Consider the following 24,250-nt stretch of genomic DNA (forward strand, 5'->3'; position numbering starts at 1 on the left):
TCGGCGTGCCGCAGACGCGGTCACGCAAAGTTACGAGAAGCCTCCTTGAGGTGGGTCAGCGACGCCCCCGGATCGAGTGCCATCCGGCACAGCTCCTCGTGCAGAAGGCTATACCCGAGCACATGATCGGCATCCTCCAGAGCCAGGCCCATCGTAAGGTTATCCAGGTAAACCACGGACGCGTCGGCGGCGTCGGCGAAGTTGAGGATCACGTACGGGGTGGTCATCGCGGGATGCTCGCCGGCCGCGAACGGCAGTACCTGAATTGTCACGTTGGGTAACTGGGCGATGTTGCTCATGTGGGCCAGTTGCTCGGCCATCACGGCGGGGCCGCCGACCGGGCGCAACAGCACGGCCTCGTTGAGCACCACCGACAACCCGACGGGCTCGTCGCGGCGCAGCACCTCCTGGCGGCGCAGCCGGGCAGCGACCTTGCGCTCCAGGCCGTCCTCGCCGGCCGTGCGGCGGAAGATCGCCCGGGCGTACGCCTCGGTCTGCAGCAGTCCGGGCACCGACTCGGCCTCGTACGTGCGCAGCGCCGCCGCCTCCGCCTCCAGTCCGACGTAGAACTCGAACCACTCCGGCAACACGTCGCTGTAGTTCTGCCACCAGCCGCGCTGTTGCGCGCCCCGGGCGATCTCGATCAGCGCCTCGGCGTCCGCGCCGGTGACCTGGTACAGGGCGAGCGCCGCCCGCACGTCGCGGGGCTTGATGCCGATCTGCGCGGTCTCGATCCGGGACAGGTTGCTCTTGGACATGTCGAGCTGGCGGGCGGCCACGTCGAGGGTCATGCCCGCCCGTTCCCGGAGCTGGCGGAGCTCGCGTGCGATGCGCCGACGGCGCACGGTGGGGCTGGCGGCGGGCCGGATGGTGGAGGCGGCGGTCACCGTCCGAGTCTGTCACGACAAGATCCGCAGGTCGCGCCTGCACGGAGTGCAACTTTCAAATCTGGGAGTTGCGTTGCAGTAGCCGTCGGTGCATCCTTTTCCGGGCGCGAACACTGTGGACACAGCCGAGCGGGAGGACCGTTTGCTCATCGCCGACGAGTTCTTTCTCATCGCCCACAACGACACCCGCGGCAAGGCCAAGCTCCACCCGGCGGCGACCGGCCTCGGCCTGGCCGCCGGGCTCCTCGGTGAGCTGACCCTCTACGGGCACATCACCGTCTCGGGTGGACAGGTCACCGTCATCGACCGGCGCCCACCCGCCGACGCGCTGGCGCACACCGTGCTCGACCAGTTGATCGGTGAGTCGCAGCACCGGGCCGTGAACGTCTGGCTCAGCTTTCTGGCGCAGAGCGCGACGACCTCGGTGGGCGAGCGGCTCGCCCGGGCCGGCGTACTGCGCCGCCACGAGAGCCGGCGGCTGCTCCGTACCTCGGTCAGCTATCTGCCGATCGACCTCAACGCCGTGGCCTGGCCGGCCACCCGGCTGCGGGCGCTGCTGGAACGCCCCGACCCGCCGAGCGTGCCGGACGCGCTGCTGCTCGGCCTGGTCGTGGCCGCCGGGCTGACCCGCGAGGTGCTGTGGAGCGCCGGCCCCCGCGCCCACCACCGGCTGAACGTCCTCATCCCCGCGCTGCCGGCGCCCCTGAAGGAGCTCGTCGGGCACACCGAGGCCGCCGTCGGCGCAGCCGTGCTGCGCGGCATCCCCTGATTCCCCCGGTAACCCCAACCCCTCCCCCTCGACAACCGGAGTAGTCGTATGCCATCGACATCGACAGTCGACCGACCCAGCAATGTCTCCGAAGCCCTCGCGAGGGGACGCCTCGGCGTCCCCTCGGTCATCTTCTTCGTCCTGTCCGCAGCCGCGCCGCTGACCGTGGTGGCCGGCGTGGTCACCACCGGCTACGGCGTCATCGGCGTGACCGGCATTCCGCTGGCCTTCCTGGTGGTCGCCGCGGTGCTCGCCCTGTTCTCGGTCGGCTACGTGGCGATGTCCCGCCAGGTCGAGAACGCGGGCGCCTTCTACGCCTACATCTCGCGTGGCCTCGGCCGGCCGGCCGGCGTCGGCGCCGCCTGGGTGGCGCTGATCGCGTACAACGCGCTCCAGGTCGGGCTCTACGGCACCATCGGCGTCGCGGCCGAGCCGGTGCTCGACCGGATCTTCGGCGGACACCCGCACTGGTCGATCGTCGCCCTGGTGGCGTGGGCGCTGGTCGGCCTGCTCGGCCTGCTGCGGGTCGACATCAACGGCCTGGTGCTCGCCGCGCTGCTGGTCGCCGAGATCGTGGTCATCCTCGTCTTCGACCTGGGCCAGCTCGGCAACCCGGCCGACGGTCAGGTGAGCTTCGCCGCCCTGTCGCCGGACAACCTCTTCGTGCCGGGGGTGGGCGCGGTGCTGGTGCTGGCCATCCTCGGGTTCGTCGGCTTCGAGTCCGCGGTGGTGTTCAGCGAGGAGAGCAAGGACCCGAAGCGGACGGTGCCGCTGGCGACGTACCTCTCGGTGGCGATCATCGCCGGGCTGTACGCGCTCTCGTCCTGGACCATGACCGTCGCCGTCGGGCCGGACAAGATCGTCGCTGAGGCCGGGGAGCAGAGCGTCGGGCTGATCTTCAACCTGGCCGCCGCCCAGCTCGGCGACACCGCGGTCACCATCGGGCAGGCGCTCTTCCTGACCTCGGTGCTCGCCGCGATGATCTCGTTCCACAACACCACGGCCCGCTACACCTTCGCGCTGGGCCGGGAGCGGGTGCTGCCGGCGGTGTTCGGGCAGACCTCGCCGCGGACCGGCTCGCCCCGGGCCGCGTCGCTGGCACAGAGCGTCCTCGGCCTGCTGGTCATCCTGCTCTACACCGTCAACGGCTGGGACCCGGTGGTCCAGCTGTTCTTCTGGGGCGGCACCACCGGCGGGTTCGGCGTCCTGCTGCTCATCGCCACCACCTCGGTGGCGGTGATCGCCTACTTCGTCCGCCACGGCGGCGAGACCCTCTGGCGCCGGGCCATCGCACCCGGCCTGGCCACCGTCGCACTCGTCGTGATCATCTGGTTGGCCGTGTCGAACTTCGCCAACCTGCTCGGCGTCGCACCCGACTCCAACCTGCGCTGGGAGCTGCCCGCCGTCTACCCGGTGGCGGCCGCGCTGGGCATCGCGTGGGCGCTGCTGCTGCGCGCCAACCGTCCGGACACGTACGCCCGGATCGGTCTCGGCGCGGCGAGCGCTGCGGCGGCCGTGCGGTCGGGGGAGCAGCCGGCGCCGACGCCGGCTGGTGCGGAGGTGTCCCGATGAGCGTGGCCGTCGAACGGCTCGGGCCGCAGGACACGGCGCTGGTCGCCAACCGGATCGCCGAGGCGTTCACGGCCCTGGAGGTGACCTCCTGGCTGGTGCCCGACGCGAGCAAGCGCGAGGCCGTGCTGGCCGGGGACTTCGAGATCCTGGTCGACCACGCGATGCGGCACGGGTTCGTGCACGCCACCGCGGACCGGGCCGGTGTCGCGGTCTGGTTTCCGTCGGTCGGTGAGCCGGCCCCGCCGCCGCCGGACTACGACGCCCGGCTCGCCGCGGCGTGCGGCGAGTGGACCGACAGGTTCCAGCATCTCGACGAGTTGTTCGCGGCGAACCACCCGCATCCGGACCATCACCATATGGCCTTCCTGGCCGTGCAGCCGGGACGGCAGGGGCACGGGTTGGGCACCGCGCTGATGAGGCACCACCACGCCTGGTTGGACGCCAACGGGATGCCTGCCTACCTGGAGGCGAGCAGCCCGCGCAGCCGGGACCTGTACGCGCGGCACGGTTACCGGGCCGGCGAGCCCTTCCGGGTGCCCGACGGCACGCCGTTCTGGCCGATGTGGCGGGAGCCCGCCGGCCGCTGACGGGACCGGCCGGGCCGCTGCCCCTGGGGGAGCGACCCGGCCGGTGCGCCGTTCGAACGTCCCGACACACGATGAAGGGCCGGGTCCACGCTGACCCGGCCCTTCATCGTGTGGTGCCTAGTACGTGCCGTCGAGCTGGCCGCGCAGCTTGGTCAGCGCCCGGGCCAGCAGCCGGGAGACGTGCATCTGCGAGACGCCGATCTGGTCGGCGATCTGCGACTGGGTCAGGTTGCCGTAGAACCGCAGGGTGAGGATCTTCTGCTCACGCTCGTCGAGCGTGGCCAGCGCGGGGCCGAGGGCGACCCGCAGCTCGGCCAGCTCGAACTCGTTGTCCTCGCCGCCGAGCATGTCACCCAGCTCGGTGGCCCGCTCGCCGTCGCCGGTCGGGGTGGACAGCGACACCGCGTTGTACGCGCGGGCGCCCTCCAGGCCCTCCAGGACCTCTTCCTCGGTGAGCTTGAGGTGGGCGGCGATGTCGGCGACCGTCGGCGAGCGGCCGAGGGTCTGCAGCAGCGAGCTGTTGGCGTCGGAGATGGCCAGCCGCAGCTCCTGGAGGCGGCGCGGCACCCGGATGTCCCAGGTGCGGTCGCGGAAGTGCCGCTTGAGCTCGCCGATGATGGTGGGGATCGCGTAGCCGGCGAAGTCGACACCGCGGGACGGGTCGAACTTGTCGATGGCCTTGATGAGGCCGACGGCGGCGGTCTGCGCCAGGTCGTCGGTCGGCTCGCCCCGCCCGCTGTAGCGGTGGGCGAGGTGGTTGGCCAGCGGCAGCCAGGCCTCGATCGCGCGGTCCCGCAGAGCGGCGCGCGACGGGTGGTTGGCGGGCAGTGCGGCCATGGCGTTGAGCAGGTCGGCGGCGCTGTCGGTGAGCGCCCGCGGGTCCAGCTTGGTGGTGCTCGTCTGCTCGGCAGCCGTGGTGCTCGCCTGCTCGGTGATCGTTGGCGCGGTCATGGGTGGTCCTCCCTGCACCTCGTCCGCGGACAAAAAGACGTGACGCTTTGGTTTAGCTTCGAATGGGCCGTTCGGGACTCACCTTAACCTGATCGGCTCCGAGAAATCTAGCCGAAAGGTTGATGCACTTAAGGTGTGTTGAACCACAAAACGCGCAAAAGCGGCAGCCGTCGAGCAGGTTGTGGGGTCTCTTACCCATGTGCCGGGCGATCCTGCGGCACCCGGTCGTCCCTCTGGGCCCAACCGGTCGGTGCCGCACCCTCCGCCAAGTGGTCAACATGAAATCCGACATTCGGGCGGCAGTGTCAACTATCCGTCGTTGTCCCGTCGGCGGGACCGGCCGTAGCGTCGCTGGGTAGACACCCGGTTCGGAGGCACCATGCTCGATCCAGCGGCTCCCCAGCTCGTCGTGAACAGTCGCACCCTGTACTTCAGCTGGTTGCCAGCGGATCCCGACGCGGTCGCCGCCCTCGTCCCCACCGGGCTGCGTCCCCGTGCGGACCGGCAGGTGTTCCTCAACCAGTACGTCGTCGAGGACGAGACGCAGACCTCCGGCTTCGGCGCCTACTCGTTGACGTACCTCGGCGTCTCACTCGCGGGCGTGGACGCGCCCGGGGGGCTCAACCCGGGCGGCTGGTGGACCCACTACGTGGCCTCCAGCCGGCTGGTCCGCGAGTACGCGACCGCGCGGGGCGCCCCGGTGCTCGCCGGTCATACCAGGATCGAGGTGAGCGGCGAGGCGCTGCTCGCCGAGACCGAGGCGGACGGGGCGCCGCTGATCCGCGCCCGGTGTCGGGTGGGGGAGACCGGTCACGTGATCAGCAGCGGGCACCACCGCTACTTCACGTGCCGCGACGGCCAACTGCTCAGCTCGGTCTACCCGTTCGTGGCCGAGCCGGTCGCGCCGTTCGAGATCGAGTCGGTGGAGTTCCTGCAACCCCGACACCCGATGTACGCGCTGCGCCCCGCCAACCCGCTGACCATCGGCTTCGGCTACTTCTCGCCGCGCTCCTCGTTCGCCTACCCCGGCGGGCTGACCGTGCACCCGGGCGGAGCCGGCCTGCCCGAGCCGGCCCGGCAGGTTCACCAGGTGCCGGCCAGCCTGGCGCGCAGCGGCCTGCCGTCCGGGTCGTAGACCAGCCGGTACACCGGCAGCGCCCAGGTGCGGATGTACCAGGGCAGCCGCTCGGGGCGGTGCGGGCGCAGCCGGCCGGGCGGACGATCGCCGACCTGGCCGCCGTCGTACCACCGTTGCAGTTCGTCGGCTGCGGCCGTGACGGCCGCGACGGCGTCGGCCGGGTCGAGCAGGTCGGCGTCGTCCGTGCCGTCCGGGTCCCGGTCCAGGTGCTCGCGCCAGAGCCGCAGCCGCAGGTCCCGGGCGTAGGCGCGTGCCCCGTCGCCGAGGCCCGCCGGGTCGGTGGGCGTCCGCTCGTCGCGCGTGTCGTCGAGCACCGCACAGGACAACTCGCTGTCGTGCGTCCAGGAGCGGCGGTTGAAGTTGTCGCTGCCGACGCTGGCCCAGACGTCGTCGACCACGCAGACCTTCGCGTGCACGTAGACCGGGGTGCCGGCGTGGTTCTCCACGTCGAACACGTGCACCCGGTCCGGCGCGGCACGCTCGCACAGCGACAGCGCCTGCTCCCGGCCGACCATGTTGGGTGGCAGGGCGAGCCGGCCGTCCACGTCCGGGTGCCGGGGCACCACGGCGACCAGGTGCAGCTCGGGATTCTCCCGCAGCGCCTGGGCGAACAGGTTGGCCACCTCGGTCGACCAGAGGTACTGGTCCTCCAGGTAGATGAGTCGTCGCGCGCGGTGGACCGCCTTGGTGTAGCCCCGGGCCACGGTCCGCTCGCCGTCCGGCGCGAAGGAGTAGCGCGGCCGGACGGCGGGGTAGGTGCGCAGCACCTGGATCTGGTGCGGCCCGCACTCGGGCGGGTCGGCGGGCTGCTCGGGCAGCGGGTCCGGTCGCAGGTCCGCGCCGCGCAGCCGATCCCGCAGATACGCCATCGGGTTCTCCGAGTCCAGCGGCATCGGGTCGGTCCAGCGCTCCCGGAACACGGTGTCCAGCGCGCCGACCACCGGGCCGCGCACCGCGAGCTGCACGTCGTGCCAGGGCGGGTTCGGGCCGTACCGGGGAGACATCTGCACCGGCTGCGGGTCACCGCCGTGCGCGGCGTCGTCCCGGCGACTGTGGCACAGGTCGATCCCGCCGGCGAACGCTATGTCCCGCTCCGGGGCGCCGGGGTGCCGCAGCACCACCAGCTTCTGGTGGTGCGAGCCGCCGCGGCGGACCCGCTGGTCGAGCAGCACCTCGCCGCCGGCCGCCGAAATCGTCTCGCTGAGGTTGCGGTTCTCCGCCTCGCTGTAGGCCAGCGCGTCCAGGTGTGAGCGCCAGATCAGCCCCTTGACCACCACGCCCCGCTGGGCGGCCTGGGCGAAGAGCTGGGCCACTGTGGGGCCGTCGGGGCGCAGCCGCTGGTCCGGGTCGCCCCGCCAGTCGGTGAAGAAGAGGTGGTCACCGTCGGTCAGCGCCTCCACCTCCTCGACCAGCCGGTCGAAGTACGCCGCGCCGTGAATCAACGGCTCGGCGAGGTTTCCTCTGGTCCAAACGGGTAACCCAGAGACCGGGTTGGCGCGTTCCTGTGCGCTGAGGAACCAGTCCTGTAACGGCACGTCCAGCCCCCCGGAGGTCGACAACGTCCTCACGGTAGGACCCCCGACGCGGGTCCGCATGCCAGGCCGGCCGAACGGTGACCTGGATGACGACGCGAGCACTACCGAACAGCCGAGGAGGCCACACCATGCACCGCGAGACGACGAACCCCGTGACCGAGTACCGCGAGCCGGCGGTGGAGAGCGAACGGGGTGCGCTGGTAGCGGTGTTGCTGATGGTGATTCTGGGCGTCGCGGGGATTTTCGCGGTCTCGTAAGGCCGCGGCGGGTCAGCCGGATCGGCTCCGGTGCGCCGATCGTCTCCAGATCGGCGATGTGGGGGCTTCCCCGCGACGAGATGCCCCCACGTCGCCGATCTGGAGTAGATCAAGGGGAGGGCGAGGCGACTCGCTTTCGCATTACGTGCACGGGCAGAGACGGGTTCGCCGCTGCGGCCTCGGCCAGCTCGGCGTGGCCGAGCAACTCGACGATTCGGTCCACCGGTAGTCGAGGGCATACCGCCATCGCCTGGCGTACTGCGGCGTCGGGGTCGTGGGTGAGTCGGTCGATGAGCGCCGGATCCGCCTGTGGGTCGTGGGCGACGAGCCGCCGGACCGCTGGATCCTGGTCGTCGGCGAACCGGGCCAGCGCCGCAGTCGGGAAGTTCGGCAGAGCCAGCAGCCGATAGCGGTCGCACCGGCGGTGCTCGTACTCGCGGAACACCCGCAGCAGCAGGTCGGGTGGTGCGGCCGGATGGTGGTGGGCGAGGAGGGTTCGTACGTCGGGATCGGGGTCGTCGGCGAGCGCGGCGACGACGTCGGCGGGCAGTCGCGGATCGACCGCGGCCCGCCGGCGCAGCAGCGGGTTGACCGACGAGGCGAGGCGCACCGATTCCGCCAACGGCGGCAGTGGTGGGGGCGGCAACACCGACCGGTGGTGCCAGCAGAGGCCGGTCCGGCGGTCCCACAGTGCCGTGGTCAGGTCGATGTCGATCGCCGCGCGGTCCACCTCGCTGAGCGCGGGATGGACGGAGACGGCGGTGCGGACGGACACGTCCGGATCAGCGGCGAGCCGCGCCAGTTGCGAGCTGGTCAGGTCGTCGCGCCGGGCGAGGCCGCACCGGACATCTGCCGAAGGGTGGCCGAGCAACGCCTCGACCACCTCCGGCGGCAGTGTCGGGTTGGTCGCCATCGCGTCGGCGCCCTGCCGGCCGTCCCGGTCGGCAAGCACGTACTCGATGAGCGCGGGCGCGAGCCGCAGGTCGCTCAGCATGCCTCGGTACGCGTACCCGTTGCCGGGCAGGTCCGCAGGCTCCTGTGCCCGTTCCCGCTCGGCGAAGAAGTGAGCCGTCGCCGCCCGTACCTCCGGTACGTCGTCGTGCAGCAGGACTTCGCGCAACTGCTCGCGGGACGTCTCGTGCACGCTGCCGAGCAGGTCGACTGCGGCGGCGCGTACAAGGGGTTCTGGATGGGTGGCGATGCTGCGGACCGCACGCCGGTCGCGCGTCCCCAGGTCGATGACCTCGCCGCGCAGCTCGGTCGGTGTCATGAGGCCACGCCGGAAGTACCCGAGGAGCCGGTCCACGGACCGCATGAACGCGCGGTCCGGCAATGCCAGGCCCGGAGCCTCGCGAACGAGTTCGACGACGCGGTGCTCGGGGTCGTCCGCGAGGCGGAGCCGAATCGCCGGGTCGACGTGCGGGTTGGCCGCGAGCGCGCCGCGTACGCGGGCCACGGGGTGACGCGTCGCCGCCGCGACGACCGCAGGCGGCAGGTCGGCCCGTCGCCGGAATGCTGCCGGAACGGCCTCGGCGTGGTCATCGAGGAGGCGCAGCAGCACGTCGAGCGGTGCCGCCGGATTGCCCGCCAAACCCCGCGCCACCGGGTCTCCAGCCGGACCGTCCAGCCAGAGGTTGCCGCGGATGTAGACGACCCTGGGGCTGCCAAGGTGGCCGTCGTTCGTCGAAGAATCGGCGGTCGGTCGGAGCGTCGTCCAAGAGTCGTCGGTAATCACGATCAGCGAGGTTATAGCGGCGAAACCCCAGCTCAACAGGGCTTTTCGCCCGACTGACAGCAGTCCGGGCCCCGACAGAACCAAACCCTCCCGTACCGGCACGACCCCGGCCCGCCTCACCCACCATCGCTGGCAATCTTGGACACTTTCCGTTAGCAGCTAACGGAAAGTGTCCAAGATCTACCCTGCTGGCTGCCTCCCTCGCCCCGGGACGGCGTCGCCGGCGCGGTTTTCGACCATCAGGCGCGCCAACACCTTCGCGCACGGAACCCTTGGAATAGCACGGGAGAACGTACGCGGCATGGCACTGTCCCATGAGCAGTCGATCGAACTCATAAGGGAAGTGGCAGGGACATGGCGCTGACCGGCGCACGCTGGCGTAAGAGCACCCGCAGCGGTAGCAATCAAGGGGCCTGCGTCGAGGTTGCCGACAACCTGCCCGGCGTCGTTGGCGTTCGGGACTCGAAGGACCAGGCCGGCCCCGCGCTGGCCTTCAGCCTGGCGGCCTGGCGGGCGTTCGTCGACATGGCGAAGGCCCACCAAACGGCCTGACCCGTACTACGCAAAGGCCCCCGGTGCGAACCGGGGGCCTTTCGCATGGGTCAGGGTCAGGGACGCGGGCCCTGGCCGTCGGTGTGCGGCACCCGCTCGGTGGGGATGACGCCGAGCCGGCCGGCCTTGAAGTCCTCGAACGCCTGGAGCAGCTCGTCGCGGGTGTTCATCACGAACGGGCCGTACTGTGCCACCGGCTCCCGGATGGGCTGACCGCCCATGATGTAGAGGTCCAGCGCCGGGGTGTTGCTGTCCTGCGTGGGGTCCGCGCTGAAGCGCAGCGCGTCGCCCGGACCGTGCACCGCGAGCTGACCGGTGCGGACCGGCCGGCGCTCGACGCCGACGGTGCCGCGCCCGCCGAGGACGTACACCAGCGCGTTGAAGTCGGGGTTCCAGGGCAGGTCGACCTGCGCGCCCGGCTGTACCGTGACGTGGGTGATGGTGATCGGCGTGAACGTCGACCCCGGGCCCCGGTGCCCGGCCACCTCACCGGCGATGACCCGGATCAGCGCGCCGCCGTCGGGCGTGGTGAGCAGAGCCGACTCCCGGCCCCGGATGTCCTGGTAGCGGGGCGGGTTCATCTTGGCCGCGCGGGGCAGGTTGACCCAGAGCTGCGTGCCGTGGAAGAGCCCGCCGCTCAGCACGAGGTGCTCCGGCGGGGCCTCGATGTGCAGCAGGCCGCTGCCGGCCGTCATCCACTGGGTGTCGCCGTCGGTGATGGTGCCACCGCCGCCGTGCGAGTCCTGGTGGTCGAAGACGCCGTCGATGATGTACGTGACGGTCTCGAAGCCGCGGTGCGGGTGCCACGGGGTGCCCTTCGGCTCGCCCGGCGCGTAGTCCACCTCGCCCATCTGGTCGAGGTGGATGAACGGGTCCAGGTCGGTCGTCGAGACCCCGGCGAAGGCCCGGCGGACCGGGAAGCCCTCACCCTCGAAGCCGCTGGGCGCGGTGGTCACCGTGCGGACCTTGCGGAAGCTGGTGGACTCGTCGAGCTTGGGCAGGCGGGGCAGGACGAGGACGTTGTCGACGGTGATCGCGGGCATCGGGGGCTCCTTAACGTGTGGCGTGGGTGTTGCTCGACGTGGTGCCGGCCGCCCGCAGGCGGCGGCCGAGCCGGTCGAAGACCCGGGTGAGGCAGGCGACCTCGGCGTCGTCGAGGTCGTCCATCAGGTGGGTACGCACCGACGCCAGGTGGTGGGGTGCGGCTTCGGACAGGGTGAGCAGTCCGGCGGCGGTGAGCACGGCCTCGCTGCCGCGTCGGTCGTCCGGGCAGGCCTCCTTGCTGACCAGCCCGCGCCGCTGCATCGAGGAGATCTGGTACGTCAGTCGGCTGGGGGAGAAGACCAGCCGGCCGGCCAGCTCGCCCATCCGCAGTCGTTGCCCCGGCGCCTCGGAGAGCAGGACCAGCACGTGGTAGTCGGCGAAGGTGAGGTCGCTGTCGGCGCGCAGGTCGTCTTCCAGCTGGGTGAACAGGCGCTGGCTTGCCTCGATGTAGGCACGCCAGGCGGCCGCTCGGGTGCTGTCCAGGCTCTCGGTCACGCCCATCACGATAGCGCTAGTTCAAAATTTAACTAGCGCTGTCGCGCGTTTTCTGCGTCACGTCTGTCCGGTTGGTGGTGTGCTTCGTACAGCTTTGAACAAAGCTCGGGGTAATTGGGCGGCGGCGCCGGCGCGGGGTGTGCCAGACTCCGGCTTCGTGGAACACGTGGAGCTCGCCGCCGACGACCTGCTGCTGCGCCCGTGGCAAGAGGCGGACGCCCCGGCGGTGCGCGACGCCCTGCGCGACCCGGCCATCGCGCAGTGGAACCCGCAGGGTGGCGGCCCGGTCGACGACCAGGCCGCCCTGCTCTGGGTGCGTCGCCGGGCCGACTGGTCGGCCGGTGACCACGCCTCCATGGCGGTGACCAACGCCGCCGACGGCGAGCTGCTCGGCTCGGTGTCGCTGCACCACATCCACCACGGCGACGCCTCCATCGGCTACTGGACGATGCCGGCGGCGCGCGGGCGCGGGGTGGCGACGCGGGCTGTCATCCGGCTCACCGAGTGGGCGTTCGGCGACCTTCGGCTGCACCGGGTGGAGCTGTGCCACGCGGTGGCCAACACGGCGTCCTGCCGGGTCGCCGAGCGGGCCGGCTATCTCGCCGAGGGGACGCTGCGCGAGGCGTACCAGTACGGCGACGGCCGCCGCTACGACGAGCACCTGCACGCCCGCCTGGCCACCGACCGCTAGTCGAAGGGTCCGCGTCGACGGCCGGCCCAGATATGGGGCAGCTCGACAGGGGGCGAACCTGCCCGGCCGGGGCGGTCGTGCTGACCGGCTGATCGGACCGGCGCGGCCCCACCGGGGTGCCGGCCGGCTTCCCCCGCTACTCGGTGACCTTGCGCAGGAACGCCGCGAGGTGGCTGGTGGTGCGGTCGATCTTCTCGGCCAGGGTGATGGTCTCGTCGATCCGCCGCCCGGCGTCCTTCTTGCCGCGCAGGTAGAGCGAGCAGGCCAGGTCGGAGCAGACGTACGCGCCCACGGAGTTGCCCTGCCGGCCGTCCCGACCAGCCTTGCGGGCCGTCATCAACGAGACGCCGTCGCCGGTGTGGGTGGTCAGGCAGAAGGAACACATGCTGCGCCGGACCCGCCCGGTCTGCTGTGGCGCCACCCGCAGCGCGACCCCGACGAGGCCGTCGTCGGCCTCGGCGATCAGGTAGGCCCGCTGCGGCGCGGCGGCCTCGCGCCAGCCGAGGAAGTCCAGGTCGTCCCAGGGGCGCATTTCAAGATCGTTCGGTACGGCCAGCCGCTTCGCCTCGCCCTGTGTGCAGTTGACGAGGGAGGCGCGGATGGCGGGCTCGGTGAGGGCTAACATAGGCATCAGCCTAGCTCTCCTAGGCAAACGATTAACAAGACTAGTTTTTGGGGTGTGGTGCGTGGCACGTGCCGGAGTGACCGCCGAGCGACTGGCCCTGGCGGCGGCCGAGCTGGCCGACGAGGTGGGCGTCGAGAACGTGACCGTCGCCGCGCTCGCGCGGCACTTCGGCGTGAAGGACGCGAGCCTGTACTTCCACATCAGGAGCGCCCATGACCTGCGGGTCAGGATCGCCCTGCTGGCGCTCGCCGAGCTGGCCGACCGGGTCGCCGAGGCGCTCGCCGGCCGGGCCGGAAAGGACGCGCTGGTCGCCTTCGCCAACGCGTACCGGGACTACGCGACACGGCATCCGGGCCGCTACGCCGCGATGCAGATCGACCTCGACCCCGAGACGGCCGCCGCGAGCGCGGGCGTCCGGCACGCCGAGATGACCCGGGCGATCCTGCGCGGCTACCGGCTCTCCGAGCCGGACCAGACCGACGCCGTCCGGATGATGCACAGCACGTTCCACGGCTTCGTGAGCCTGGAGCGGACCGGCGGTTTCCGCCACACCCCGCGCTCGACGGACGAATCCTGGGCCCGCGCCCTCGACGCCCTCGACGCCGTCCTGAGCAACTGGCCTCGGGAGTGACGGCCGGGTGGGCACCCGTCGTGCGTCCACCCGGCCGGCTCCACCCGATCAGGGTGTCGCGGGCGGGCGTCGCCGCGCGGTCCGCTGTCGGAGCAGGACGAAGCCCAGGCCAGCCAGGAACCAGGTGGCGAGGACGGCCAGGGGCACCAGCGTGTGCGAGCCGTTGAAGTAACCGAAGTTGTTGACCGCGCGCACGGCCGCGCCCGGCGGGAGCTTCGCGGAGATCGCCTGCGCCCATCCCGGCAGCAGGTCGATCCCGATGGTCGCTCCGCTCGTCGCGTTGCCGATGGTGGTGAGGGTGAGCACGGCGAGCGCGATTCCGATCGGGCCGAGCCAGGCCCCGAGGGCCTTCGTCGTGAAGGCGCTGGCGGCCGACAGCAGGATGAGCGACAGGGCGAGCAGCGGGAACGGTGCCGTCAGTGACCCGTAGACCGGGCCGGCGACCGTCGCCGCGATCACGCCGATCGCGACGGCGAATCCGCCCATGGCATAGAGCCGGTGCCGCAGGCGCACCTTCGCGGTGGCCGCGGTGAGCCCCTGCGCGAGGACGAACGACGAGAGGGTGACCCCGAACACCACGTAGAAGGCGGACAACCCGCGGCTGTCGTAGCTCGCCAGCGGCACGATGTCGTTCTCCTGGACGGTCGCGCCGGCCTGCCTGGCGAGACCGGCGGCGAGTTGCCGGGCGGCGCCGCTCTCGCTGAATCCGCTCGCGCCGGCGTAGTCGAGCGTCAGCGTGCCGGGGGAGGTCGCGCCGAGTACCGCGACGGCGTCGCCGTCGCGGACCAGGGCCGATCCGTCCTCGACGGTGGTCACCGGCGTGACGGCGACGGCATCGCCGAACCCGGCCTGTGCGGTGGTGGCCAACTGCTCACCGACCACCGCGATCGGCAGGTGGCGCGGCTCGGGACCGCGTTGCAGCCCGACGTAGACGGCGATGAAGGCCGTACCGATGATCAGCCCGGTGAGCACGAGGGAGAGCCAGGCTCGGCGGTGGGTGACGACGGGCGTTTCCCGCTCGGTACGTGGTTCGGGTGGCGACGTCATGGGCGCTTCCTCGGGTAGTGTGGTTTGAATGTCCAACCAGACGAACCGTAGCACCGGTGGTTTGAATTCCAAACCGTCTCGGGACACGCTCGCTGTGGCGCTCGACGCGGTCAACGACAGGTGGTCGCTGCACATCGTGCGGGCGCTCGCTTTCGGGGCCTCCCGCTACACCGAGATCCTGCGAGCGGTCGGCGCGCCCCGGGACGTGCTCGCCGCCCGGCTGCGAAAGCTCGCCGAGACCGGCATCCTGCAGGCGCGATCGACCGAGGACGGCAAGGTCGCGGGGTACGAACTCACCCAGAAGGGTAGGGACCTCGGGCAGGTCATCCTCGTGCTCAAGCGCTGGGGCGACACCTACAGCGACGCCGAGGTACCCAAGGTCGACTTCATCCACGACGTGTGCGGTGAGGTGTTCGTCGCCGAGGTCTGCTGCCAGGCGTGCGGCAGGCCCCTGCGGTCCGGAGAGTTGTCAATCGATCAGGAGTCCGCCGCATGCTGACCGATCTGGAACTGGCCGACTGGCGGGAGCGGGTGGCCCGGCTGTACCTGTCCGACGTCGACCTCGCCGGCTTCCGCGCCGGCCGCGACGAGCTCTTCGCCACCCACCCGCAGAGCCCGATACCGCCGGCCGAGCGGCCCGGCTTCACCGGTGTGCGCTACTTCGCGCCGAACCCGGAGGCCGTGGTGGAGGCGCCCCTGCGACCGGCCAGCGGCGAGCTGCGGGTGGACACCGGCGGCCCGGACGGGGTCGTCGCGTACCGGCGGGTGGCGGTGGCCGAGACGCCGTGGGGGCCGCTGACGCTGTGGTGGATCGAGGCGTACGGGGGTGGGCTCTTCGTGCCGCTGCGCGACGGCACCTGCGGGCAGGAGACCTATGGCGGGGGGCGGTACCTCACCGACACGGTGAAGGGCACCTTCGGCCGGGGCGTCGAGCTGCTGCCCGGTGACCGGGTCCGGCTGGACGCCAACTACCTCTACAACCCCAGCTGCGCGTACGACGACCGCTGGGCCTGCCCCCTCGCGCCGCCGGAGAACCGGGTCGACGTGCCACTGCGGGCCGGCGAGCTGGCGTACCACGAATGACCGGCCGCCCCGGCGGACTGCCGGGACGGCCGGTCGTGCCGGTGGATCAGCGGGAATTCGCCGGCGTCGAGCCGGGCACCTGCATCCGGCCCAGCAGTTGCCGGGCCTGATCGGCGAGCTGTGCGTCGACGGTCACCGCGTACTGGCCGGCGCGCAGCGAGCTGGCCGAGGTGAAGTCGCGCTGCCCGCCGGTCATCGCGTGCGCCACAGCGCCGAACACGGCGCCCCAGATCGCGCCGATGACCAGGCCGACCAGGATCACCGCCAGCCAGTTGCCGACGGTGAAGATGCCGAACAGCAGGCCGATGAAGAGCCCGAACCAGGCGCCGGTGCCGGCGCCGAGCAGGGCCGCGCGGCCGGTGGTCATCCGCCCGAGCACCGTCTCCACCAGCGTGAGGTTCGTGCCGACGATGGCGCTGTGCTCCACCGGGAAGCGGTTGTCGGCCAGGTAGTCGACCACCTTCTGCGCGGACGGATAGTCCGGATACGAGCCGATCGTCACTGTGGGTGGGCCGCTCTCCGGCCCGTGCCCGTCCCCGGCCGGCGTCGACAGGCGGCCTGCCGGCCCGGACGGAAGCACGTCGCCACTGGTTGCGCCGGGCCGCCACGCGGCGGCCGGCCCCGAAGCTGAGGTCATGAGCATCCTCCCTCGTCAGCCGACCGCGTTCCCGCCAGTGCCGGGCGGTAACGCCCGCCGCCGGAGTGGGGTGCGTGTCTCCGGTGAGGCATGTGCGGGGACGGTCCGGGTAGGCAGTCCGGTGCAGAGCGGACAGATCAGCGACCACGGGTTCCTCGCCGACGGCCGCACGGCCGCGTTGGTGGACCGCTCGGGCTCGGTGAGCTGGTGGTGCCCGGGCCGGTTCGACGCGCCGTCGGTGTTCGCGCGGCTGATCGGCGAGGACGCCGGACACTGGTCGATCTGCCCGGAGGCCGACTTCACCGTCGAACGCTGCTACCTCGACGGCACCCTCGTGCTGCGGACCGTCTTCCACACCGCGCAGGGCGAGGTGGAGCTGACCGACGCGCTCGCCCTGGAGCCCGGCGCGGGAGAGCGCCCTGGAGGCGGTCGGCGGGGCCAGCCGGCTCGCCCTGGTCAGTGGCCTGCGGCTGACCTGCGGCGAGGGCGAGGCCACCGCGACGTTCACCGTCCGCGCCGGCACGACCCACAACTTCACCCTCGGGTACGCCCCGACCTACGACGCGCCGCAGCCGCAGGTGCCCGAAGCCGACCGGACCATCGCCGACACGGCCGAAGGATGGCGCTCCTGGGGCCGGCAGCACGCGTACAACGGGATCTACGCCGAGCACGTGCGGCGCAGCGCGTTGGTGGTGCAGGGCATGACGTACCGACCCAGCGGCGCGGTGGTGGCGTCGGTGACCACCTCGCTGCCGGAGAAGCTCGGCGGGGACCGGAACTACGACTACCGCTACGTGTGGGTGCGCGACTTCAGCCTGACGCTGCGGGCGCTGTGGCGGACGGCGTGTTACGACGAGGTACAGCGGCAGTTCGCCTGGTTGGGTCGCGCGATGGGCCGGATCGACGAGGAGCCGGTGCCCATCATGTACGGCATGCTGGGGGAGCGGGACCTCACGGAGCACCGCCTGGATCAGCTCGCCGGCTACCGCGACAGCCCGCCGGTGATGATCGGCAACGACGCGTGGCGGCAGCGGCAGACCGACATCTTCGGTGAGGCGTTGGACGCGGCCTGGCTGATGCGCGACCGGCTGGAACCGTTGGAGCCGGACGTCTACCACCTGCTCCGGTCACTCGCGGACAAGGCGGAGCGGGACTGGGAGCTGCCGGACGCGGGGATGTGGGAGGAGCGCGGGATCGAACGCCACCACGTGTCCTCGAAGGTGCAGTGCTGGTCGGCCCTGGACCGGGCGGTCCGCTTCGGCGAACGACTCGGTCAGCCGCAGGACGTGGCCCGCTGGGCGGCCGCCCGCGACGAGGTGCGCACGGAGGTGCTGCAACGCGGGTGGAGCGACCGGCTCGGGGCGTACACCGGGAGTTTCGAATCCGACGACCTGGACGCGTCGGTGCTGGTGATGCCGCTGGTGGGGTTCCTCCCGGCCGACGACCCGCGGATGCGTTCGACGGTCCGCGCGGTGGAGGCGCAGCTGTCGCACGACGGCCTGCTGCGGCGCTGGAACGGCGACCCGGCGGGGTTTCTCATCTGCTCGTTCTGGCTGGTGTGCTGCCTGGCGCTGGCCGGCGAGCGGGACCGGGCGCACGAGTTGTTCGACGCGCTGGCCGGGCGGGTCAACGACCTGGGACTGTTCGCCGAGCAGGTCGACCCGTCGACCGGGGAGCAGTTGGGCAACTTTCCCCAGGCGTTCTCGCACATCGGCCTGATCAACGCCGCCGGTGTGCTCAGTGACGTCGAGCAGAACCCGGGGCTGCGTCGCCGCGGTATGCCGCCCGGGTACTTCACACCGACGTCGCGCCGAGCTGCCCGGAGCTGAGCGCCCCCACGAGCGTCCCCGGGTGGACGGCGCCCGCTCGGGGGATGATGCCGGCATGAGGCTGGTGCTCACGGCGGACACGCATCTCCCCAAGCGGGCCCGGGACCTCCCGGGGCCGCTGTGGACGGCGATCGAGGCGGCGGACGTCGTCCTGCACGCCGGCGACTGGGTCGACGAGTCGCTGCTGGACGCCATGACCGCCCGCGCGCGGCGGCTGATCGGCGTGTACGGCAACAACGACGGCCCGGCGCTACGCGCCCGGCTGCCGGAGGTCGCCCGCGTCGACCTCGACGGGCTACGGGTCGCCGTGGTGCACGAGACCGGCCCCCGTACCGGCCGGGAGCAGCGGTGCGCGGCCCGCTTTCCCGACGTCGACCTGCTGGTCTTCGGGCACTCGCACATCCCCTGGGACAGCGTGGCGCCCGGTGGGCTGCGCCTGCTCAACCCCGGGTCGCCCACCGACCGCCGATCCCAGCCGCACGCCACCTATCTGGAGGCCGAGACAACCCAGGCCCGACTGACGCGGGTCCGGCTGCACACCCTGCCGCGCCCCTGACCGCCGAGCTACTGGCCGCGACCCGTCTCGGCCTGCAGTTCGTCGATCCGCTTGGACGCCTCGGCCTTGGTCAGGTCGTCCGGCAGCGTCGCGTCCGCCTCCCGGGCCAGCGTGGCCAGGTACGACTCCTGGGCCGCGGTGGGCGGCTCGTCGCCGGTGACCCACTCGTCCGGGTCCTTGATCGCGCCGCGCGGGTCGGCCTGGTCGTTGCTGTGGTCCGTCATCATCATCACCCTCTCTTCGAACAGGTGTGCCAGTACCCCGATCACCGCCGGTTCATGCCCATCCGTGGCGACCGTCGGCACCTACGATCAACGGATGAGCGTGAACTCCTCGGGCGTGGCGGTGGTCGGGGCGGGCATCGCCGGGGTGGCCTGCGCGGTGGAGTTGGGCCGGGCCGGGGTGCCGGTTCAGGTCCGTGAACGGGGGCACGTCTGCGGCGGCCGGATGGCCAGCAAACGCTTCGACGGCCGCCCCGCCGACATCGGCGCCGCGTACTTCACCGCCAGCGACCCGGACTTCGCCGCCGTGGTCGACGAGTGGCGTGCCGCCGGCCTGGTCCGGGAGTGGACCGACACCTTCTGGTCGTACGACACCAACGGCCGCCACGACGTGCCCGGTCCGCTGCGCTACGCCGCGCCACGCGGGCTGCGGTCGCTTGTCGAACACCTGGCCGGCGCGGTGCCGGTGACCGTCGACCGGCTGGTGCTCGCCGTGGAGCCGGGGCCGGCCGTCGACGGCGAGCCGTACGCGGCGGTCGCCCTGGCCATGCCGGGGCCGCAGGCCGCCCTGCTGCTCGATCCCGCCCTGGCCGACGCCACCCGGGTCGTGCAGGAGCAGACCTGGTCGCCGGCCCTGGCCGCGGTGCTGCGTTTCCCGTCCCGGCGCTGGCCGCACTTCCACGGCGCGTTCGTCAACGACCATCCGGTGCTCTCGCTCATCTGCGACGACGGCGACCGGCGCGGTGACGACGCGCCGGTGCTGGTGGCGCACACCGTGCCGGAGTTCGCCGCCCGGCACCTGGCCCAGCCTTCCGGCGCCGGACCGGCGATCGAGCAGGCCGTCCGGGACCTGCTGGGGCTGGCCGAGGCGGCCACCGACGTGCACGTGCACCGCTGGACGTACGCCAAGCCGGCCGGCGACCTCACCGGGAACACCCACCACCTCGACGCCGACGGGATCGGTCTGGCCGGCGACGCGTTCGGCAAGCCCCGCGTGCAGAGCGCCTGGCGCTCCGGCCACGACCTCGGCCGCGCGCTGGCCGCCCGCCTCGGCTGAACGCCGCTGCCCCCTCCTCAGGGGTGCCCGGCGGCGGCGACCGGCCGGGCCTCGGGTTCGGACGGGTCCTCGGTCCGCTCACCCTCGCGGTCCAGCAACTGCATGACCGGGGTCGCCGCGACGCCGTGCACCACCACGGAGACGAGCACCACCAGCCCGACGGTCGCCCACAACAGCTCCGCCTGCGGAAAGTCCGCCTTCGTGGTGGCGTACGCCAGGTAGTAGAACGAGCCCACCCCGCGAATGCCGAACAGCGAGATCACCCAGTGCTCGGCCGGCCGGCCGGGCGCGCCGCGCAGCGACAACCAGCCGACGGCCGGCCGGACCAGGAAGACCAGCGCCAGCCCGACGGCCGCCGCCGGCCAGGTCAGCGGGGCGAGCAGACCGCCCACGATCGCGCCGCCGAGCAGCAGCAACAACACCAGGGTGAGCAACCGCTCGACCTGCTCGGCGAAGTCGTGCAGCACCGAATGGAACTCGTGGGTCCGCTCGGCGGCCCGGATGGCCCGCGCGGCCACGAACACCGCCAGGAAGCCGTACCCGCCGGCCACCTCCACCAGCCCGTACGCCAGGAAGGTGGCGGCCAGCGCCAGGAAACCCTCGGCGTGCCGGGCCAGTCGCAGCTCGCTGGGCGCCCGGAAGAACAGCTTGCCGAGCAGCCAGCCGATGAGCAGGCCGCCCCCCACACCGACGCCCACCTTCCAGAGCACGTCGACGGTGAACCACTCGGCCACCCACGCGCGCGGGGCGAGGCTGGTCGAGGCGATCGCGATGGCCGCGTAGACGAACGGGAACGCCAGACCGTCGTTGAGGCCCGCCTCCGAGGTCAGGGCGAAACGGACCTCGTCCTCGGAGTCCTCCACATCGGTCGGCTCGCCGACCTGCACGTCGGCGGCGAGCACCGGATCGGTCGGCGCCAGCGCGGCGCCCAGCAGCAGCGCCGCGGCCGGCACCAGGCCGGCCCACCACCACCCGAGCAGCGCCACCGCCGCGATGCACAACGGCATCGCGATGGCCAGCAGTCGCCAGGTGGAGGACCACCGGGCCCAGCTCAACGGCCGGTCGATCTTCAAACCGGCGCCCATCAGGGCGACGATCACCCCGATCTCGGTCAGGTGGGTGGTCAGCTCGGGGTGGGCCAGCGGGTCCGGTGTCGGTAGTCCGACCGGCAGCAGGAAGACCAGCATGCCGAGGGTGAGGAACGCGATGGGCATGGACAACGGGCGGCGCTCCAACACCCGGGGCAGGATGCCCGCGAGCAGCGCGCCCAGGCCCACAAGCGCGAACGCGACGTCTACCGGCTCCACGGACACCACCCTTTCGCCGCACCCGCGCGGCGCGGGCAGGTGGCCACAGACCATGCCCCGGAAGACTTCCGGCTATGCGTGTGCGCCCCGGTGAACCGGAGTGAGTCTCACCTCGGCCGGATGAGCGGGGAATCCGCCAGCTCGGCCAGCAGCGCGGCCGGGTCGTCGTACACCGCCACCGCGCCGGCGCCGGCGAGTTCCCCCCGGCTGGTGCCGCCGCAGGTCAACCCGACGCAGGGAATGTCCAGTTTGCCGGCCGCGGCGACGTCCCAGACCGAGTCGCCGACGAAGACGACGCGCTCGGCGGCCAGCCCGGACTGCTCCAGCGCCGCCTCGAGAATGTCCGGTGCCGGCTTGCTCTCCTGCGCGTCCGCCGAGGAGGTGATGGTGTCCACCACGTCGTCGGCGTTCAGAGCCCGGCGCAGCGCACCCACCTCGTGTTCCGCGGCGGAGGTGGCGAGCACCACCCGCAGCCCCCGCTCGGCGCACGCCCGCAGCAGGTCCGCCGCCCCGGGCAGCGGAGTCAGCCGCTCCCAGTACTCGGTGTACAGGGTGTTGTGCGCCTCGCGGAGCTTCGGGTCGTCGTCGCGGTCGCGCTCGGGGCCGAGCAGGTGGTCCAGCAGCTTGTCCGAGCCCATCCCGATCGAGCGGTGCACGGTCGCCATCGGCACCGGGTGGTCGGCCTGGCGCAGCGCCTCCCACCAGCTCACCGTGTGCAGGTAGGTGGTGTCGACGAGCGTCCCGTCGATGTCGAAGAGCACCCCGTGGGGTTTTTCGGTGGCCATGGGCGCACTCCTACCCGTTCGGCGGTCGGCTGATTCGTCCGGGTTCGCCGACGCCGGCCGACCTCAGCGCGGCTCGGCCGGCGGGACGAGGATCTCGAACCAGACCGTGGACCCGCGCACCGACGGGTCGGTGCCCCAGGCGTCGCTCAACTCCTCGATCAGGCCCAACCCGCGCCCGCGACTGCTCAACGTGTCCGTGCGGGCCCGGGTCACGGTGCCCCGGGTGCCGGAATCGGCGACCGAGACCAGCAGCCGCTCCGGACTGAGATCGATCTCCACGCGGGCGGCCGTGCCGGCGTGCAGCAGCGCGTTGGTGGTCAGCTCGCTGGTGCACAGCACCGCCGCGCCGATCACCGACTCGGGCACCTGCCACTCGGTGAGCTGGCCGGTCATCCAGTGTCGGACCCGGCTGGGCGCGGTCGGCTCGGCCGGCACCTCCATCGCCGCCGACCGGCTCGGCTTGAGCGCGTGCTCGACCGCCAGCACGGCCACGTCGTCCTCGGTGCCGCCGGACACGGCGGCGGTGGCCACCGCGCAGAGGGCGCGGGGATCACTGGTGCCGGCCTTGGCCACGGCGTCACCGAGGGCGTCCAGCCCGGCGGTGAGGCTCTGCCGCCGCCGCTCCACCACGCCGTCGCTGAACAACAGCAGGGTGTCGCCGGGAGGGAATGCGACCGTGACGGTGGTCGGGCGCCCGCCCAGCCCCAGCGGGGGACCGGCCGGCAGGTCCACGTACTCGGCGTGCGACCGGCCGTCCGCGGAGCACCGGCGGATCAGCGGGGCGGGATGACCGGCGCTGGCCAGGGTCAGCTCCCGGCGCTCGGCGTCGATGACCCCGAACGCCACGGTGACGAACAGCTCGTGGGTGCCGGCCTCCACGCCGAGGCTGGCCACGAGCCGGTCCAGCCCGGCCAGCACCGCGTCCGGCGCCGGGTCGGCCAGGGCCAGCGCCCGCAGCGCCGCCCGCACCTGCCCCATCCGCGCCGCGGCCTGCACGTCGTGCCCGGCGACGTCGCCCAGCACCACGCCGAGCGCGCCGGTGGGCAGCAGGAACGCGTCGTAGAAGTCACCGCCGGCCGCGTTGCCGTCCACCCCCGGGTCGTAGCGGGCCGCGATCCGCAGCCGGGGCAGGTCGGGAAGGTGCTCCGGCAGCATGCTGCGTTGCAGCAACTGGGCGGTGCCGTGCTGGGTCTCGAACCGCCGGGCCCGCTCCGCGGCCTGACCGATCAGCTCCGCCGAGGCGGCCAGCAGCGCGCGCTCGGCCGCCGACCAGGAGTGCGGCACCTGGTAGCCGACCGTCAACCCACCCCGGATCACCGAGGTGCCCAGCGGCAGCACGGCCATCGACCGGATCTTCTGGTCGTGGCGGTCCACGGCGGTCTCGCGCAGCGGCTGCCCGTCGCGGGTGAACGACGACTCGCCCGAGCGGGCCGCGAGCGCGACCGGGCCCAGCCAGTCCGCCGGCGTCCGCCGCCACAGCGGCGGCAACCGCTCGTCGGCCTCGTCCATCAGCTCGCCGCGGACCCGGCGCACCATCCGCCAGCCACCGCCACCCTCGTCGACCACGAACGAGACCCGGTCGGCGTCGAACGTGGTGATGGTGTGGCGCAGCGCGACCCGGGCCACGTCGTCGAGGGTGAGGGTGCCGGCGAGCGCGGCGGCGACGTCGCTGAGACTCTGCAACTGCTCGGTCACGTGGGTGGTTTCGGCGGCCACCGTCAGGATTCCCACGATCTGCCCAGCGCTGTCGCGGACGGCCGAGTGACCCCGGGTGAAGACCACCTGCTCGACCACCCCGGAGCTGTCCCGGATCAGGGGGAGCGTGGACTCCTTCTCCAGGAAGGGCACGCCCTGCCGGTAGGCGCGCTCGATCACGTCACCGAAGCCGGGCAGCGACCAGATTTCGGCGTACACCTCGGCGGCCGGTCGACCGAGGGCAGCCGGGTGTTTGCTCCCCAACAACTCGGCATAACCGTCGTTGTAGAGCAGGACGAGGTCGTCGCCGTACGCCAGTGCCATCGGCATCGGCGAGGCGAGGATCAGCTCGACCACGGCCCGGACCGCCGGATCCCACCCCTCGCGCGGGCCGAGGGCGGTGGCGGACCAGTCGTGGGCGAGCACGGCGGCCGCACCGGGCCCGGTGGATTCGCCGGGGACCGGGATTGCTGGCGTGGGGACTCGCCCGACCGTTCCTGGCATGTTCGCAGCCTAGCCGGCCGTCGGCCAGCCGCATCCGATCATGTGCGCGGGTCGCGGCCG

Annotated in this window: 25 protein-coding genes and 1 pseudogene; 13 read left to right on the top strand and 13 right to left on the bottom strand. The window is 72.2% G+C overall.

The genetic code is table 11. The annotated features are described in order from the left end of the window. Nucleotides 1-20 precede the first annotated feature (20 nt). Entirely contained in the window at nucleotides 21-845 is an 825-nt protein-coding gene (locus ABZT87_RS15920; protein WP_355136494.1) for a helix-turn-helix transcriptional regulator, read from the bottom strand. Between the two features lie 184 nt (nucleotides 846-1,029). Between ABZT87_RS15920 and ABZT87_RS15925 the strand changes: the two genes are divergently transcribed. The 3 genes from ABZT87_RS15925 to ABZT87_RS15935 are packed head-to-tail and all read left to right on the top strand — an operon-like array spanning nucleotide 1,030 to nucleotide 3,815. Beyond that, on the top strand, nucleotides 1,030-1,656 hold the full coding sequence (locus ABZT87_RS15925) for a GPP34 family phosphoprotein (protein WP_354858351.1): 627 nt from the start codon (nucleotides 1,030-1,032) through the stop codon (nucleotides 1,654-1,656). 48 nt (nucleotides 1,657-1,704) lie between these two features. After that, a complete protein-coding gene (locus ABZT87_RS15930) occupies nucleotides 1,705-3,228 on the top strand; it encodes an APC family permease (RefSeq protein ID WP_355136219.1) in 1,524 nt (507 codons plus the stop codon). Continuing rightward, nucleotides 3,225-3,815, top strand: a complete 591-nt coding sequence (locus ABZT87_RS15935; RefSeq protein ID WP_354858269.1) for a GNAT family N-acetyltransferase — start codon at nucleotides 3,225-3,227, stop codon at nucleotides 3,813-3,815. The genes ABZT87_RS15930 and ABZT87_RS15935 overlap by 4 nt, the downstream gene beginning before the upstream one ends. Nucleotides 3,816-3,932: 117 nt before the next feature. On the opposite strand, the gene ABZT87_RS15940 is transcribed toward ABZT87_RS15935, so the two are convergent. Continuing rightward, nucleotides 3,933-4,766 carry a SigB/SigF/SigG family RNA polymerase sigma factor gene (locus ABZT87_RS15940; protein ID WP_354860179.1) on the bottom strand — a complete coding sequence of 278 codons (834 nt, stop codon included), beginning with the start codon at nucleotides 4,764-4,766 and terminating at the stop codon, nucleotides 3,933-3,935. A 379-nt stretch (nucleotides 4,767-5,145) separates the two neighbouring features. On the opposite strand from ABZT87_RS15940, the gene ABZT87_RS15945 reads away from it, so the two are divergent. Continuing rightward, nucleotides 5,146-5,901 carry a hypothetical protein gene (locus tag ABZT87_RS15945; RefSeq protein WP_355065608.1) on the top strand — a complete coding sequence of 252 codons (756 nt, stop codon included), beginning with the start codon at nucleotides 5,146-5,148 and terminating at the stop codon, nucleotides 5,899-5,901. Here the strand turns inward: ABZT87_RS15945 and ABZT87_RS15950 are convergent. Continuing rightward, a complete protein-coding gene (locus tag ABZT87_RS15950; RefSeq protein WP_355136496.1) occupies nucleotides 5,850-7,439 on the bottom strand; it encodes a phospholipase D-like domain-containing protein in 1,590 nt (529 codons plus the stop codon). The genes ABZT87_RS15945 and ABZT87_RS15950 overlap by 52 nt on opposite strands. Nucleotides 7,440-7,567: 128 nt before the next feature. Between ABZT87_RS15950 and ABZT87_RS15955 the strand changes: the two genes are divergently transcribed. After that, the gene (locus ABZT87_RS15955; RefSeq protein ID WP_354860174.1) at nucleotides 7,568-7,696 is read left to right on the top strand and encodes a hypothetical protein; all 129 of its coding nucleotides are present in this window, start codon (nucleotides 7,568-7,570) and stop codon (nucleotides 7,694-7,696) included. Nucleotides 7,697-7,805: 109 nt separating this feature from the next. Here ABZT87_RS15955 and ABZT87_RS15960 read toward each other — a convergent pair whose 3' ends face one another. Then, on the bottom strand, nucleotides 7,806-9,299 hold the full coding sequence (locus ABZT87_RS15960; protein WP_355136221.1) for a hypothetical protein: 1,494 nt from the start codon (nucleotides 9,297-9,299) through the stop codon (nucleotides 7,806-7,808). 486 nt (nucleotides 9,300-9,785) lie between these two features. Between ABZT87_RS15960 and ABZT87_RS15965 the strand changes: the two genes are divergently transcribed. After that, entirely contained in the window at nucleotides 9,786-9,983 is a 198-nt protein-coding gene (locus ABZT87_RS15965; RefSeq protein ID WP_355136223.1) for a DUF397 domain-containing protein, read from the top strand. A gap of 56 nt (nucleotides 9,984-10,039) precedes the next feature. Here ABZT87_RS15965 and ABZT87_RS15970 read toward each other — a convergent pair whose 3' ends face one another. Then, nucleotides 10,040-11,026, bottom strand: a complete 987-nt coding sequence (locus ABZT87_RS15970) for a pirin family protein (protein WP_354860165.1) — start codon at nucleotides 11,024-11,026, stop codon at nucleotides 10,040-10,042. Nucleotides 11,027-11,036: 10 nt separating this feature from the next. After that, complete coding sequence (locus ABZT87_RS15975; RefSeq protein ID WP_354860163.1) at nucleotides 11,037-11,522, bottom strand: MarR family transcriptional regulator; 486 nt, start codon at nucleotides 11,520-11,522, stop codon at nucleotides 11,037-11,039. Nucleotides 11,523-11,679: 157 nt separating this feature from the next. Between ABZT87_RS15975 and ABZT87_RS15980 the strand changes: the two genes are divergently transcribed. Then, nucleotides 11,680-12,213 (top strand): GNAT family N-acetyltransferase, encoded by a 534-nt coding sequence (locus ABZT87_RS15980; RefSeq protein WP_355065614.1) that lies wholly within the window; start codon nucleotides 11,680-11,682, stop codon nucleotides 12,211-12,213. 136 nt (nucleotides 12,214-12,349) lie between these two features. On the opposite strand, the gene ABZT87_RS15985 is transcribed toward ABZT87_RS15980, so the two are convergent. Beyond that, complete coding sequence (locus ABZT87_RS15985) at nucleotides 12,350-12,844, bottom strand: FBP domain-containing protein (RefSeq protein WP_354860158.1); 495 nt, start codon at nucleotides 12,842-12,844, stop codon at nucleotides 12,350-12,352. A gap of 55 nt (nucleotides 12,845-12,899) precedes the next feature. Between ABZT87_RS15985 and ABZT87_RS15990 the strand changes: the two genes are divergently transcribed. Further along, nucleotides 12,900-13,469, top strand: a complete 570-nt coding sequence (locus ABZT87_RS15990; RefSeq protein WP_354860155.1) for a TetR-like C-terminal domain-containing protein — start codon at nucleotides 12,900-12,902, stop codon at nucleotides 13,467-13,469. A 48-nt stretch (nucleotides 13,470-13,517) separates the two neighbouring features. On the opposite strand, the gene ABZT87_RS15995 is transcribed toward ABZT87_RS15990, so the two are convergent. Next, nucleotides 13,518-14,516, bottom strand: coding sequence for a hypothetical protein (locus ABZT87_RS15995; RefSeq protein WP_355136225.1), 999 nt, complete (start codon nucleotides 14,514-14,516; stop codon nucleotides 13,518-13,520). Nucleotides 14,517-14,544: 28 nt separating this feature from the next. Here ABZT87_RS15995 and ABZT87_RS16000 point away from each other — a divergent pair, with 28 nt between their 5' ends. After that, a complete protein-coding gene (locus tag ABZT87_RS16000; protein ID WP_355136227.1) occupies nucleotides 14,545-15,015 on the top strand; it encodes a helix-turn-helix domain-containing protein in 471 nt (156 codons plus the stop codon). Then, the gene (locus ABZT87_RS16005; RefSeq protein ID WP_355136498.1) at nucleotides 15,012-15,599 is read left to right on the top strand and encodes a DUF1684 domain-containing protein; all 588 of its coding nucleotides are present in this window, start codon (nucleotides 15,012-15,014) and stop codon (nucleotides 15,597-15,599) included. Before ABZT87_RS16000 ends, ABZT87_RS16005 begins: the two co-directional genes overlap by 4 nt. A 46-nt stretch (nucleotides 15,600-15,645) precedes the next feature. On the opposite strand, the gene ABZT87_RS16010 is transcribed toward ABZT87_RS16005, so the two are convergent. Beyond that, nucleotides 15,646-16,236, bottom strand: a complete 591-nt coding sequence (locus ABZT87_RS16010) for a general stress protein (RefSeq protein WP_354860147.1) — start codon at nucleotides 16,234-16,236, stop codon at nucleotides 15,646-15,648. 121 nt (nucleotides 16,237-16,357) lie between these two features. Between ABZT87_RS16010 and ABZT87_RS16015 the strand changes: the two are divergent. Together ABZT87_RS16015 and ABZT87_RS16020 are read left to right on the top strand one after the other, a co-directional pair. After that, nucleotides 16,358-18,065: pseudogene (locus ABZT87_RS16015) on the top strand (glycoside hydrolase family 15 protein). Between the two features lie 55 nt (nucleotides 18,066-18,120). Beyond that, on the top strand, nucleotides 18,121-18,621 hold the full coding sequence (locus ABZT87_RS16020; protein WP_355065620.1) for a metallophosphoesterase: 501 nt from the start codon (nucleotides 18,121-18,123) through the stop codon (nucleotides 18,619-18,621). A gap of 8 nt (nucleotides 18,622-18,629) precedes the next feature. Here ABZT87_RS16020 and ABZT87_RS16025 read toward each other — a convergent pair whose 3' ends face one another. Continuing rightward, the gene (locus ABZT87_RS16025) at nucleotides 18,630-18,848 is read right to left on the bottom strand and encodes a DUF3072 domain-containing protein (RefSeq protein ID WP_354860183.1); all 219 of its coding nucleotides are present in this window, start codon (nucleotides 18,846-18,848) and stop codon (nucleotides 18,630-18,632) included. A gap of 112 nt (nucleotides 18,849-18,960) precedes the next feature. Between ABZT87_RS16025 and ABZT87_RS16030 the strand changes: the two genes are divergently transcribed. After that, nucleotides 18,961-19,899 (top strand): FAD-dependent oxidoreductase, encoded by a 939-nt coding sequence (locus ABZT87_RS16030; protein ID WP_355136500.1) that lies wholly within the window; start codon nucleotides 18,961-18,963, stop codon nucleotides 19,897-19,899. A 17-nt stretch (nucleotides 19,900-19,916) separates the two neighbouring features. Here ABZT87_RS16030 and ABZT87_RS16035 read toward each other — a convergent pair whose 3' ends face one another. The 3 genes from ABZT87_RS16035 to ABZT87_RS16045 all read right to left on the bottom strand — a co-directional run bounded on the left by ABZT87_RS16035 (nucleotide 19,917) and on the right by ABZT87_RS16045 (nucleotide 24,190). Further along, entirely contained in the window at nucleotides 19,917-21,206 is a 1,290-nt protein-coding gene (locus ABZT87_RS16035; RefSeq protein ID WP_355136229.1) for a cation:proton antiporter, read from the bottom strand. A 107-nt stretch (nucleotides 21,207-21,313) separates the two neighbouring features. Further along, on the bottom strand, nucleotides 21,314-21,991 hold the full coding sequence (locus ABZT87_RS16040; protein WP_355136231.1) for an HAD family hydrolase: 678 nt from the start codon (nucleotides 21,989-21,991) through the stop codon (nucleotides 21,314-21,316). Nucleotides 21,992-22,054: 63 nt separating this feature from the next. Continuing rightward, nucleotides 22,055-24,190, bottom strand: coding sequence for a SpoIIE family protein phosphatase (locus ABZT87_RS16045; protein ID WP_355136233.1), 2,136 nt, complete (start codon nucleotides 24,188-24,190; stop codon nucleotides 22,055-22,057). Between the last annotated feature and the right edge of the window lie 60 nt (nucleotides 24,191-24,250).

This window comes from Micromonospora sp. NPDC005237, assembly GCF_040607775.1.
In the GTDB taxonomy this organism is placed as follows: domain Bacteria; phylum Actinomycetota; class Actinomycetes; order Mycobacteriales; family Micromonosporaceae; genus Micromonospora.